The organism is Lysobacter sp. F6437 (genome assembly GCF_052547215.1).
Genome location: NZ_JBQWRB010000001.1, coordinates 741,739 through 754,390 on the forward strand (window position 1 = coordinate 741,739; position 12,652 = coordinate 754,390).

Genomic DNA, 12,652 nt, shown 5'->3' on the forward strand with positions numbered 1-12,652 from the left:
ACCCATTGGCGACAACGATCGCCGGGATCGAGAGCGACGCCTGCTTCGGGGTTTGGCCCGATCAACGCGCACTCGGCTTGTAACCGCCCCCGATCATCCGCGCCGCGATGTTGATGCGGTTGAAGCCGTTGATCGCGACCACCAGCATCGTCAGGTCGACCAGTTCGACCTCCTCGAAATGCTGGCGGGCCCGCTCGTACAGCGCGTCGGACACCGCCTCGTGCGAGGCGAGTTCGGTCAGCTCCTCGGCCCAGGCCAGCGCGATCTGTTCGCGCTCGCTGTACACCTTCGTCTCGCGCCAGGCGGGCAGCATGTACAGGCGTTGCTCGGTCTCGCCGGCGGCGCGGGCATCCTTGCTGTGCATGTCGAGGCAGTAGGCGCAACCGTTGATCTGCGACACGCGCATCAGCACCAGTTCGATCAGCGCGGGCTCCAGCCGGCCGGCGGAGTGGATGCTTTCGTTGAGCGCGATCAGCGGCTGCAGGGAGGCGTAGTGGCGTTGCATGGAAAAACGGGACATGGAAACACTCCTGCAGTGGGCGGCCGGAATTGGCCGTTTCAATGCAAGGACGTAGAGGCCCCCGGTTTCGTGACAGCCAGCAGCCGGGCCAGCTTGCCCGGGTGGCGCAACGCGTGGATCGCGGTGATGCGCTCGTCACCGCACTCGATCCAGATCGCCGACAACAGGGTATCGCCCTGGCGCATGAACAACGCGGGTGCGCCGTTGAGCGTGGCCAGCTCGTAGCGCGCTCCGCCGAGGTTGCGCCCGAGCTGCAGGTAAAGCCGCGCAAGCCGGTCGGCGCCGTGCAGCGGACGCAGCGTTGCGCGCGCGACACCACCGCCGTCACTGACGTGGACGGCATCCTCGGCAAACAGCGCGCGCAGCGAATCGAGCGTGGGTTCCTCCATCGCGACGACGAAGCGCCGCAGCAACCGTCGCTGTGCGGACTCATCGACGTTGAAGCGCGGGCGCCCTTCACGCAGGCGCGTCCTGGCGCGGTGCACGCGCTGGCGGCAGGCGTCTTCGCTGATCTCCAGGATCGCCGCGGCCTCGGCGTGGCTGTAGTCGAATACATCGTTCAACAGGAATGCCGCCCGCTCGTCCGGGCTCAGCCGCTCGAGCAGCAACAGGAACGACAGCGTCAGTGATTCGCTGCGCTCCAGCGTGGTGTCCGGATGCTCGGTTTCCGGCGCCAGTGGTTCGGGCAACCATGGGCCGGTGTAGTGCGCGCGCTCGGCCTTCGCACGGCGCAGGCGGTCCAGCGCCAGCCGCGTGGTCACGGTGACCAGCCAGGCTTCGGGATCGTCCAGCGTGGCCAGGTCGTGCGCATGCAGCCGCAACCAGGCGTCGTGCAGCACGTCCTCGGCATCGGCGGGCGTGCCGAGCATGCGATAGGCCAGGCCGAAGAGGCGGGAGCGATGGTGTTCGAACAGGGAGGTGGCAGGGTCCATTGGTCGGGATTCTCGGTCAACACATGGCCAGGACGCACGGGCGGGTGGATCCGTGACAGCCAGTCTGGTCCTGTCCACCGAAATCCATCGTGTCGAACCGCACCATTCCCGTTCGTCGCACAGGCAAACCCACCCGGAGTCCCGCATGCCCGCCACCCTGCCCCGCCTGTACGCCCATCCGTTCTCCTCCTATAGCCAGAAGGCGCTGGTCGCGCTGTACGAGAACCAGACCCCATTCGACTACCGCAACCTGGAGGACCCCAGGGCCAACGAGGAGCTTGCGGCGTTGTGGCCGATGCGCCGCTTCCCGGTGCTGGTCGATGGCGACCGCACGGTGCTCGAGGCCACCTGCATCATCGAGTACCTCGCCCTGCACCATCCGGGGCCGGTGAAGCTGGTCCCCGCCGACCCCGACACCGCGTTGCAGGTGCGGATGCTCGACCGCTTCTTCGACAACTACATTTCCACCCCGCAGCAGAAGGTCGTCTTCGACCGGCTGCGGCCCGAAGCCGAACGCGACCCGCGCGGGGTGGATGACGCCCGCGCGATGCTCGACACCGCCTACGCATGGCTGGACCAGCGCATGGCGACGCGCGAATGGGCCGCCGGCGAGGCGTTCTCGTTGGCCGACTGCGGTGCCGCACCATTCCTGTTCTACGCCGACTGGACCCACCCGATCGACGCCGGTTTCACCCACGTCCGCGCCTATCGCCAACGACTGCTCGCCCGCCCGTCGTTCAAGCGCGCCGTGGACGAAGCACGGCCCTACCGCTCGTACTTCCCGCTGGGTGCGCCGGACCGGGATTGACCGGCCCCGGGCGGACTGCGATCCACCCGCAGGAACCGCGCCGCGTTGTCGTAGAAGATCGCGCGCTTGTCTTCCGGCGTGAGAAACGGCGCGCTGTCCACGCCCTCCACCGCCAGCGTGATCGCCTCGGGCCACATCATCTGGTCGGAGCCGAACATCAGCCGGTCGGCCAGGCCGGCCTGCACCAGTGCCTGCAGGTAGGCGTGGAATTCGGCGCGCGGAATGATCCAGTTGATCACCGACACGTCGGCATACACCTGCGGGTACATGTAGAGCAGCGCCTTGGTCTCCTGCAGGAACGGCCAGCCAGCATGCGCCAGCCATACACGCAGTTCGGGGTGGCGCTTGAGCATGGGCTCCAGCCGCAGCGGATTGCCCAGGTCGATGCGGAAATCCGGGCAGCAGCCGTAGGCCGTGCCCGGCGGGGCCAAGCCGGTGTGGATGCCGATGGGGACGTCGAACTCCTCGGCCAGCGCCAGGTAAGGCTCGAACCACGCGTCGCTGGGGTCCAGGCCGCGGTACTGCGCGGCGATCTCTCCCATCACCCGCAACTCGCCGCGCTCGAAGGCCTCGCGCAGCACTTCGGGCGGCGGCAACGGTGTGTGGCCGTCATCGAGGAAGGCGCCGGCCCAGATGGCGTCGCCGCCGGCGCGCCGCATGCTCGCCATGGCGGCGTCGGGCCCGCTCACCAGCCCGAGCACGATGCCGTGCCGGCGCATGCGCTCCAGGGTCATCGCCTCGCGCTCGGCGTCGGTATTGGCGGTGGTGGGTTCGCCGGTGGCGGGGTTCGGCGCGCCCGGCGCCGCCGGGCCGACGTGGAGATGCACGTCGATGATGGGGCCGTCGTAGGCAGTCCCGTTGGTCTGGGCGAAGGCCGGTGCGAAGGCCAGCAGGAGCAGGCAGGTGAACAGGCGCATGCAGTGGCTCGTCGGACTACGGGAGTTCCCGAAGGAACGCCCGGGCCGGCCACGACCGGACAGCCGAGGCGGAACCGCGGTGCCTGAAACATCGCCCTTTTGGCGACCCCATCACGCCCGGGACGTTACACCTGCAGGCCCTCGCACCCCACCTTCGTTACCCAGGAGACCGCGATGACCGATACCCGTGAACTCGAAGCCAAGCTCTGGAAAGCACTCGGCGACGACCGCACCGTGATGCTTGGCGCCACCGGCGTCGAGCCGCGGCCAATGACCGCGCTGGCCGAGGACGACCGCACTCCACTGTGGTTCTTCACCGCGAGCGACACCGAGCTCGCGCAGTCGCTGGAGGGCAGCGGCGGCCACGCCGCCACCGCCACGTTTGCCGCCAAGGACCATGATCTGTTCGCCACCATCAGCGGGCACGTGGTCATCGACAACGACCGCGCGGTGATCGAACGCCTCTGGAACCCGTTCATCGCCGCCTGGTTCGAGAACGGCAAGGACGACCCCAAGCTGCGCCTGCTGCGCATGGATGCCGCCGACGCCCACGTGTGGCTCAACGAGAACAGCCTGCTGGCGGGCGTGAAGCTTCTGCTTGGCGTGGACCCGAAGAAGAGCTACGACGACAAGGTCGGCGACGTAAACCTGGGCTGACACTGCCATGGAAAAGGCCGCCCGGAGGCGGCCTTCCAAACTGCATGGCAGCAACCCTGCCGGTCAGAACCGGACTTCGGCGCCGAGCATCAGCGTGTCGGCACGACTGGCGTCGTAGTAGACGCCGTCATTGGTCCACTCGAGATTCTCGAAGTACACGTGGGTGGTGTACACCAGGCTCATGTTGAAGTTGCGGTTGAAGTCGACGCCAAGGCCGGCGCCGACATAGCCGCCATCGAGCCGGTCGCCGATCTCGTTGTCGCCAGTCACCCAATAGCCACTGCGCACCAGGCCATAGACAGGGTTGCCGCTGCCGAAGTTGAAGCGTGCATTGGCGCCGACGCTGAAGACCTCGACCTTGCCGTAGCGCCAACCATCCTCCACGGTGTCGTCCACCCGGCCCCCCGCCACTTCGATACCGACCAGCGTCACCGGGCCGGCCTGCCAGCGGTAGCCGGCGTTGACCATCAACGCGGACTGGTCGATGTCGTCGTACACCCAGCCCTTGCCGGCCTGCGCGCCGAGGAAGAATCCACCGCGGCCCTGTTCGTGGCTCGCCGGCGCGGCCGAATCTGCGTAATACGGTTGTGATCCGGTGTGCGACTGCAAGGTCGCGTCAGCCGCCGGCTGCGACGCCTGCGGCACGCGCTTGGCCGGATCCATCTCGCCCTGCGGCGGCTGCCAGGCTTCCGTCGGCGTGGTCTGGGCGTGCGCGGTGGCGGATGCCAGGACGGCACCGCCGACGACGGCGGCCATGGCCGCCATCAGGCTGGTCTTCTTCATGTGGTTCCCCTGTGGTGGACGCGATCGGTCACGCTGCTGCGCGCCGACCTGTTGTGTGACGCAGCGCACAGGGTGGGGACGGCGGCCGCGGGTGTCAACAAAACCGCACAGTCACGGCTACAACGTCGAAGTCACCTCACCGCCCTGTCCGCGCAGATATTCCGCGGCCTCGTCGGCCTGGGCGGCGGTGAAAGCGTGCACCACCACCGTGGTCCGGCCGCTGTCCATCGCTTCGCGCGCGGCCAGCACGTAGGGGTCGTGGTCGGGGCGCAGCGACACCAGTCCGCCGAGGAACAGCCCGCCGACGGCGCCGAAGAACAGCAGCACCAGAGCCGCCGCCACCGGCGAACTGGTGATGTAGCGGATACCCATGCCGTACATCACCGCGAACACCACCAGCCCGGCCACCGCACCCAGGATGCCGAGCTTGACGTGCGCGGTGACGATGGTGCGCCAGATGCCACCGCTTTCCGGCTCCAGCTTGCGCCCGGGATTCGGCTCGGTCGGGCTGATGACCTTGACCTGCGCCGCGTCCAGCGACAGCGCCGCCGCCACGTCGCGGGCGGCATCGCGCGCCGCGTCGGCGTTGGCGAACACCGCCGCGACCTTGCTGTTGCTCAGCTCGTCGGTGATGAGGGTTTCGGACATGACGGTCTCCACGGATGGGATGGTGGAGAGCGTCGCAGTGCGGCGGTGCGGGTCGTGTGAGTGCAACCGGCCGTCCCCGTCACCCCTGGAACACAGGCTCCAGCATCCGGAACGTCCCCGCATCGGCATCCATCTCCACCTGCCCGCCGTGCGGCACGATGAACTGCTCGCGCAAATGTCCGATCATCGCGCCGCGATACGCGGGAATGCCGAGCGGCTTGATGTGGTCGTCGAAGATCTGGTCCAGCGTCAGCGAGCCGAAGCCTTCGCCGGGGTCGCAATCGGTGCAGTCGCCGAAGATGAAACCGGCGATCCGGTCCAGCGCCCCCATCAGCTTCAACGTGGTGAGCATGCGGTCGATGCGGTACGGCGCCTCCTCCACGTCCTCCAGGAACAGGATCCTGCCGTCGAAGTCCGGCAGGTAGCGCGACCCGGCCAGCCCCACCAGCACCGACAGGTTGCCGCCGACCAGCTCGCCGCGCGCCTTGCCGCCGGTGATGGTGAGCGTGCGGTGCTTGCGTGGCACCAGCTCATCGCCGGCATCGACCACGTTCTCGTAGCGCATCAGCTCGCGTTCGAAGAACAGCCGCCGGAACTGGTCGACGTTGAAGGCGTTCCAACTGCCCGCGCCGATCGGCCCGTGGAAGGTGACCAGCCCCGCCTGCGACAGGATGGCGTTGTGCAGCGCGGTGATGTCGGAATACCCGAGCAGCACCTTGGGATTGGCGCGGATCGCGTCGTAATCCAGCAGCGGCAGCAGCCGCGCCGCGCCGGACCCGCCGCGGACACAGACGATGGCCCTTACCTCGTCGTCGGCGAACATCGTGTTGAGGTCGCCGGCACGCTCGGCGTCGGTGCCCGCCAGGCTGCCGCGGCGCGCCGCGTAATGCGCGCCGGTCTTGACCTTGAAGCCGAGCGCCTGCATCGCTTCCTGCGTGAGCTGCAGGCTGAGCCGCTCGTCCGTGGCCGAGGACGGGCTGACCAGCGCGACGGTGTCCCCCGGGTTCAAGGGCACCGGCAGCAATCGCCCGCGCGGCGCCGCAATCGCGTTGCCGCTACCACCCACCAGCGGGAGAAGAGCCGCCAGTGCGGCGCTGCCGATGAAATCTCGTCTATGCATGCCTTCGCCCTTTGGGTTCGCGACAGGCCACATTAACGCGCCCGCGCGCAACAAATCGACGGGCACAAAAAAGGGAAGGCGCATTTCGCGCTTTCCCGTTTCAATATCCTATCAGCCCCGGGGCTTGCGGCAAGCCCCCTGCCGTGGGGTCCAATCGCCGACCTTGGCAGCAAGGCTGCGTTGCGGGAGCCGTCGAATGAGCACCACGTCGTCGAAGCATGGGTACGTGCTGGATCTCCAGGAGGTCGATCGGACGCAGGTCGCGATCGTCGGCGGCAAAGGCGCGCACCTTGGCGCACTGTCGCGGACCAAGGGCGTTCGCGTGCCGCCGGGTTTCTGCGTGACGACCGCAGCCTTCAAGCGTGTCCTGGCGGCGACACCCTCCATCACCGCCCTGCTCGACCAGTTGTCACAACTGGCCCCGGACGACCGTGAGGCGATCCACGCACTCGGCACCGAAATCCGCGCAGCCATCGAAGCCGTCGCGATTCCCGGCGACATCGCGACCGCGATCATCGACGCGCTCACCCCGCTCGGCGACGGGACCGCCTGCGCCGTCCGCTCCAGCGCGACGGCCGAGGACCTGCCCAACGCCTCCTTCGCCGGCCAGCAGGACAGCTACCTCAACGTCGTGGGCGCCGCGCAGATCCTCCAGCATGTCAGCCGGTGCTGGGCGTCGCTGTTCACCGAGCGGGCCATCGCCTATCGCCTGCGCAACGGCTTCGACCACCGCAAGGTCCACATGGCCGTGGTCGTGCAACGGATGGTCTGCCCCGAGGCGTCGGGCGTGCTGTTCACCGCCGATCCCGTCAACGGCAACCGCAAGGTCGCGTCGGTGGAGGCCTGCTTCGGGCTGGGCGACGCGCTGGTCTCCGGCACGGTGAACGCCGATGCATGGAAGGTGCGCGACGACCGGATCGTCGAGAAAGCGACAGCCAGCGAAGCACCCGCCCCGCCGTTGAGTGATGCCCAGGTGGTGCAACTCGTGCAACTGGGTCGGCGGATCGAGGCGCACTTCGGCAGCCCGCAGGACATCGAATGGTGCCTGGACGACGACGGCTTCCACATCGTCCAGAGCCGGCCCATCACCACCTTGTTCCCCATTCCCGCAGCCGATGACAGCGCGCCGCACGTCTACATATCCGTCGGCCACCAGCAGATGATGACCGACCCCTTGCGGCCGCTGGGGGTCTCCGTTTGGCAGCTCACCAACGCCGCCATGCGCGAGGCCGGAGGCCGCATGTTCATGGACGCCGCCCCCCGGCTGTCGACGCCGGCAGGCCGCGCCGGGCTGCTGGAGATGCTGGGCAAATCCGACCCACTGATCGGCGACGCGCTGCGGACCCTGATCGAGCGCGGCTTCATTCCCTTGCAGCCCGACACAGCGCCGGCCTCCGCGTCGGGCGCCCCCGCGCCGCCTGCAATCGAAACCGATCCGGCCGTCGTCGACGCGCTGATCGCAAAAAGCCAGGCATCCATCGCCACGCTGAAGCGCGACATCCGGACCCGGACTGGGCCCGCGCTGTTCGAGTTCCTCCTCGACGACACCAGGGAGATGCGCGAACTCCTGTTCGACCCGCAAAGCCACCGCGCGATCATGGCGGGCATGGAGGCTACCGGGTGGCTCAATGACCACCTGTACGAGTGGCTGGGCGAGAAGAACGCGGCCGACACGCTCACCCGCTCCGCTCCCGGCAACATCACGTCCGAAATGGGGCTGGCGCTGATGGACGTCGCCGATGCCATCCGTCCGCATCCACAGGTGCTGGCGTTCCTGCAGCAGGACGCCAACGACGATGTCCTCGACGCGCTGCCCGCCCTTCCGGGAGGACGCGAGGCACGCGACGCCATCCAGCGCTGGCTCGACAGCTACGGCATGCGTTGCGCCGGCGAGATCGACATCACCGCGACGCGCTGGAGTGAACGCCCGTCGATGCTCGTGCCGCTGCTGCTGGGCAACATCAGGAACTTCGAGCCTGGCGCCGCCACGAAGCGCTTCGAACAGGGCGCACAGGAGGCCCGCGAGAAAGAACAGGACCTCCTGCAGCGCCTGCGTGCCCTGCCCGACGGTGAGCAGAAGGCCGCGCAGACCAAGCAGATGATCGACCGGGTCCGCACGTTCACCGGCTACCGCGAGTATCCGAAGTACGGCCTGATATGCCGCTACTTCGTCTACAAGCAGGCGTTGCTGGACGAAGCCGCGCGGCTGGTGCAGGCCGGCGTACTGCGCGAGCGGGAGGACATCTTCTATCTCACCTTCCAGGAGCTGCACGAGGTGGCGCGCACGCAGCAGGCAGACGGACAACTCATCACCCGGCGCAAGCAGGAATTCGCGTCCTACCGCGCACTCACCCCACCCCGCATACTCACCTCGGAGGGCGAATGCGTCAGCGGAATGTATCGACGCGAAGACCTCCCGGACGGTGCGCTGGTCGGGCTTGCGGTGTCGGCCGGGACCGTCGAGGGACGCGCCCGCGTCGTGTTCGACATGACGCAAGCCGACCTGCAACCGGGCAACATCCTGGTCACGCCCTTCACCGACCCGAGCTGGACCCCGCTGTTCGTCTCGATCGCAGGCCTGGTCACCGAAGTGGGCGGCCTGATGACGCACGGCGCGGTCATCGCGCGAGAGTACGGATTGCCAGCCGTGGTGGGCGTGGAACACGCCACCCGCCTGATCCGTGACGGGCAGCGGATCCGCGTGCACGGCACGGAGGGTTACGTCGAAATCCTGGCGTAGCGTTTGACAGCACCGCGCGAGCCTCGGAGCATCGGGCGTGCCTTTCATGGAGCACCGCCATGCGTCGCCTCCTCGCACTGTCCCTGTTGTTGTTGCCACTCCTGTTGCCGAACGCGTCCCGGGCCAAAGACGCCGACACGGATCCCGGCACACCCGCCAACACCCCGATGCCGCCGCCCCCGGCCTGGCTGGAAGAACTGGATGCGCTGTACGACACCAACATCCGGGTGGCGGACCTGAAAGACCGCGCGTTCTCGCCGGAGCACTGGTGGGACGTCGCCGGACCACTGGCCACCGAGGCACGCGGCTTCCACACCGAAGAGATCGGCCGCAGCGTGGAAGGCCGCCCGCTGCGCCACGTGTCATGGGGTGATGGCGACACGCGCGTGCTGCTGTGGTCGCAGATGCACGGCGACGAGAGCACCGCATCGATGGCGATCGCCGACCTGTTCCAGTTCCTTGGCGCGCATCCCGACCACCCGATCGTGCAGCGCCTGCAACAGGGCACCACCCTGCACTTCCTGCCGGTCATGAACCCCGACGGCGCGGCACGCTTCCAGCGCCGCAACGCCCAGGGCATCGACATCAACCGCGACGCGCGCGCGCTCGTTTCTCCGGAAGCGCGCGCCCTGCACGACCTGCGCGAACGCGTGCAGCCCGCTTTCGGTTTCAACCTGCACGACCAGCAAGTGGGCTATCGCGCCGGCGACTCCGACCGCGGCACCGCCATCGCCCTGCTCGCGCCGGCGTTCAACGAGGCCCGCGACGTCGACCCCACCCGCGCCCGCGCCATCGAAGTGGCCGTGGCGATCCGCGCCGTGCTCGAGCCCATGATCGGCGGCCACATCGCCAAATGGGACGACACCTTCAACCCGCGCGCGTTCGGCGACCTCACCGCCGCGGCCGGCGTGTCGACGATCCTGATCGAGTCGGGCGGCATCGAGGGCGACCTGCAGAAGCAGCGCCTGCGCAAGCTCAACTTCCTCGCCCTGGTCGGCGCACTCGATGCCATCGCCACCGGCACGCACGCCGGCCTGCCGAGACAGCGCTACGAGGAACTGCCGGAGAACGGCGATGTCTGGTCGGACCTGCTGATCACCGGCGGCACCTTGGCGATACCCGGGCAACCGCAGGCCAGGGTGGACCTGCTGGTCGACTTCGAACGTTCGCTACTCGAGCGCGGCGGCTCGATCGCCGATATCGGCGACCTCGGCGAGGCACATGCGCGACGCACCATCGACGCGTCCGGGCTGTACATCGTGCCGTTCGCCCCGCCGGGCGCTCCCGCAGGCGGCGCACCCCTGACATTCGCGACCGACATGCCGGCCTACTTCCACCTCGGCCGTGATCCCGAGGGCCGTGATGTGGTGTGGACCCTGGCCGGCGACGTCGATCCGGAGCAACCGGGACCCACCCGCAACCGCCCGGACGCCACCACCGGGTGGTAGAACTCCCTGCATCACCATCCCCCACCCCTCAAGGAAGCCACCATGAAGATGATGAAGACCCCCGTGTTCAACGTCCTGATCGCCGCCGCACTGCTTGCCGTATCCATTTCCGCAGCGGCGCAGGAAGTCGCGATCCGTAAAGGTGTGGTCACCGGGATCGCGCCGGTCCAAGTCCAGACGCAGGCCGCCGAGCCCCAGCGCCCGTCCGCCACGGGCAACGCGCTTACCCGGTCGCTGGCACGCCTGGCGGGGCGCACGGCCGCAAACGCCACCGGGGGTTATTCCTCCGAAGCCTACGACGTCGCCAGCAGCGCCACCCGTGACGCGACCGATACCGCCCGTGTCGCGGCACCGGGGACGCAAACCAGCGCCGCCTACATGGTGATGATCCGTTTCGACGACAGCAGCGAGTCGGCCATCCAGACCGCCGATGCCAGCCGGTTGAGCGTCGGCGATCAGGTGCGCGTGCTCGGCTCGGGCGACTCGGCGCAGATCATCCCCGGCAACTGAGACGCACGCGCTGTCGATTCCGCGGCCCGTCGCTCGTCGATACAGACACGCAACCGAGGAGATATCCGATGATCCCCAAGAACACGATCTGTCTGTGGTACGACGGCGACGCGCTCGACGCCGCGACGTTCTATGCCGAAACCTTCCCCGACAGCTCGGTAGACGCCATCCACCACGCGCCCGGCGACTATCCCGACGGCCAGCAGGGCGACGTACTGACCGTGGATTTCACCGTGATGGGCATCCCGTGCATGGGTCTGAATGGCGGCCCGACGTTCAAGCACAGCGAAGCGTTCTCGTTCCAGGTCGCCACCGACGACCAACAGGAAACCGACCGCCTGTGGAATGCGATCGTCGGCAATGGTGGCCAGGAAAGCGAGTGCGGCTGGTGCAAGGACAAATGGGGCCTGTCATGGCAGATCACCCCGCGCGTGCTGATCGACGCGTGGACCGACCCCGACCGCGCCGCGGCCAAGCGCGCCTTCGACGCGATGATGACGATGCGCAAGATCGACATCGCCACCATCGAAGCCGCGTGGCGAAAGTGAAACATCAGGAAGCAGACTGACCGCGCCGGTACGCTCCCGGGGTAACGCCCATCTCGCGGGTGTAGGCGCGGGTGAAGGTGGATTCGGACTCGTAGCCCACGCCCGCCGCGATCTGGCCGATGGAGGCGCGCGACTCGCGTAGCCGTTGCGCGGCGATCAGCATCCGCCAGCGGGTCAGGTAGGTCATCGGCGGCACGCCGAGCGTGCGCGCGAAACGTTCGGCGAATGCCGAGCGCGACAACAGCGCCTCGTCGGCGAGCTGCTCGGTGGTCCATGGGTGCGCGACTCGGCCATGCAGCGCCGACAGCGCACGGGCCAACGGCGGGTCGCGAAGCGCCGACAGCCAGTCGGTGGCCCCGGGTGGCAGGTGTTCGATGTATTCGCGTACCGCCTCGACGAACAACAGTTCCGACAGCCGCGCCAGCACATCCTGCGCCCCGGGCTGGTGCGAGACATGCGTGCGTGCTGCAAAGCGGAACGAACTTTCCACCCATTCCGCACAGGGGCGTCCACGTACGTTGGCGACCAACAGGTCGGGCAGCGCATCGAGCAAGGGATGGGTTGCCACGGATGTGCCGAGATAGCCACAGACGAAGCGACTGACCACGGTATCGCCGCTGCCGGAGTCGATGTGCGGCAATTCGTCATGGCTGGTTTCTCGAATCAGCGACTCGGCGTGCATCGGCGACAAGGTGAGATCGCTGCCGAAAAGGTGCACGTCGTTGCGTACGACCACGATCAGATCGCCGGCGCTGCAGGCACGTGGCGGTGAATCGCCGATGCTGATTTCAACATGGCCGTCGAGCACGTAGTGGAACGCCACCAGGCTCGCGCTCGGCGTGTCGGGCGTGCAGTCTTCCCGGGTGACTTGCGAGTAGACGCACCACGGCGTGCGGAAGGTGGCGTCGAGGAACACCCCGCCGGTGAAGCGAAGCACTCTCAGCAGGTCAGACAGGGCATCCATGGCGGCGAGCCGACAACTGGCGGCGGCAGGGCACAGCGATCAGGCGGCACGGCCATT

At 67.9% G+C, this 12,652-nt stretch carries 13 protein-coding genes; 6 read left to right on the top strand and 7 right to left on the bottom strand.

The window, feature by feature from the left end; all coding sequences use genetic code 11:
* Window positions 1–61: 61 nt before the first annotated feature.
* Complete coding sequence (locus ACT9F5_RS03405; protein WP_445118522.1) at window positions 62–520, bottom strand: carboxymuconolactone decarboxylase family protein; 459 nt, start codon at window positions 518–520, stop codon at window positions 62–64.
* Window positions 521–558: 38 nt separating this feature from the next.
* On the bottom strand, window positions 559–1,452 hold the full coding sequence (gene sigJ / locus ACT9F5_RS03410) for an RNA polymerase sigma factor SigJ (RefSeq protein WP_445118523.1): 894 nt from the start codon (window positions 1,450–1,452) through the stop codon (window positions 559–561).
* A 145-nt stretch (window positions 1,453–1,597) separates the two neighbouring features.
* Between sigJ and ACT9F5_RS03415 the strand changes: the two genes are divergently transcribed.
* Complete coding sequence (locus ACT9F5_RS03415; protein ID WP_445118524.1) at window positions 1,598–2,260, top strand: glutathione S-transferase N-terminal domain-containing protein; 663 nt, start codon at window positions 1,598–1,600, stop codon at window positions 2,258–2,260.
* Here ACT9F5_RS03415 and ACT9F5_RS03420 read toward each other — a convergent pair.
* Window positions 2,218–3,177 carry an amidohydrolase family protein gene (locus tag ACT9F5_RS03420; RefSeq protein WP_445118525.1) on the bottom strand — a complete coding sequence of 320 codons (960 nt, stop codon included), beginning with the start codon at window positions 3,175–3,177 and terminating at the stop codon, window positions 2,218–2,220. The two genes, ACT9F5_RS03415 and ACT9F5_RS03420, sit on opposite strands and share 43 nt — an antisense overlap.
* Before the next feature lie 174 nt (window positions 3,178–3,351).
* Here ACT9F5_RS03420 and ACT9F5_RS03425 point away from each other — a divergent pair, with 174 nt between their 5' ends.
* Window positions 3,352–3,834 carry a pyridoxamine 5'-phosphate oxidase family protein gene (locus ACT9F5_RS03425; RefSeq protein WP_445118526.1) on the top strand — a complete coding sequence of 161 codons (483 nt, stop codon included), beginning with the start codon at window positions 3,352–3,354 and terminating at the stop codon, window positions 3,832–3,834.
* Window positions 3,835–3,897: 63 nt separating this feature from the next.
* Here ACT9F5_RS03425 and ACT9F5_RS03430 read toward each other — a convergent pair whose 3' ends face one another.
* From ACT9F5_RS03430 to ACT9F5_RS03440, 3 genes are all read right to left on the bottom strand, one after another.
* Window positions 3,898–4,617: an outer membrane beta-barrel protein gene (locus tag ACT9F5_RS03430; RefSeq protein ID WP_445118527.1), complete on the bottom strand. Its 720-nt coding sequence runs from the start codon at window positions 4,615–4,617 to the stop codon at window positions 3,898–3,900.
* Between the two features lie 117 nt (window positions 4,618–4,734).
* Window positions 4,735–5,265 (bottom strand): hypothetical protein, encoded by a 531-nt coding sequence (locus tag ACT9F5_RS03435; protein WP_445118528.1) that lies wholly within the window; start codon window positions 5,263–5,265, stop codon window positions 4,735–4,737.
* A gap of 79 nt (window positions 5,266–5,344) precedes the next feature.
* The gene (locus ACT9F5_RS03440; RefSeq protein WP_445118529.1) at window positions 5,345–6,385 is read right to left on the bottom strand and encodes an LD-carboxypeptidase; all 1,041 of its coding nucleotides are present in this window, start codon (window positions 6,383–6,385) and stop codon (window positions 5,345–5,347) included.
* Between ACT9F5_RS03440 and rph the strand changes: the two genes are divergently transcribed.
* The 4 genes from rph (at window position 6,384) to ACT9F5_RS03460 (ending at window position 11,631) form a co-directional block, all read left to right on the top strand.
* On the top strand, window positions 6,384–9,125 hold the full coding sequence (rph, locus tag ACT9F5_RS03445) for a rifamycin-inactivating phosphotransferase (RefSeq protein ID WP_445118530.1): 2,742 nt from the start codon (window positions 6,384–6,386) through the stop codon (window positions 9,123–9,125). The genes ACT9F5_RS03440 and rph overlap by 2 nt on opposite strands.
* Before the next feature lie 59 nt (window positions 9,126–9,184).
* Window positions 9,185–10,573 (top strand): M14 family zinc carboxypeptidase, encoded by a 1,389-nt coding sequence (locus ACT9F5_RS03450; RefSeq protein WP_445118531.1) that lies wholly within the window; start codon window positions 9,185–9,187, stop codon window positions 10,571–10,573.
* Window positions 10,574–10,615: 42 nt separating this feature from the next.
* Window positions 10,616–11,083 (top strand): hypothetical protein, encoded by a 468-nt coding sequence (locus ACT9F5_RS03455; RefSeq protein WP_445118532.1) that lies wholly within the window; start codon window positions 10,616–10,618, stop codon window positions 11,081–11,083.
* Between the two features lie 68 nt (window positions 11,084–11,151).
* Window positions 11,152–11,631 (top strand): VOC family protein, encoded by a 480-nt coding sequence (locus tag ACT9F5_RS03460; protein WP_445118533.1) that lies wholly within the window; start codon window positions 11,152–11,154, stop codon window positions 11,629–11,631.
* Window positions 11,632–11,635: 4 nt separating this feature from the next.
* Here ACT9F5_RS03460 and ACT9F5_RS03465 read toward each other — a convergent pair whose 3' ends face one another.
* On the bottom strand, window positions 11,636–12,595 hold the full coding sequence (locus ACT9F5_RS03465; RefSeq protein ID WP_445118534.1) for a cupin domain-containing protein: 960 nt from the start codon (window positions 12,593–12,595) through the stop codon (window positions 11,636–11,638).
* Between the last annotated feature and the right edge of the window lie 57 nt (window positions 12,596–12,652).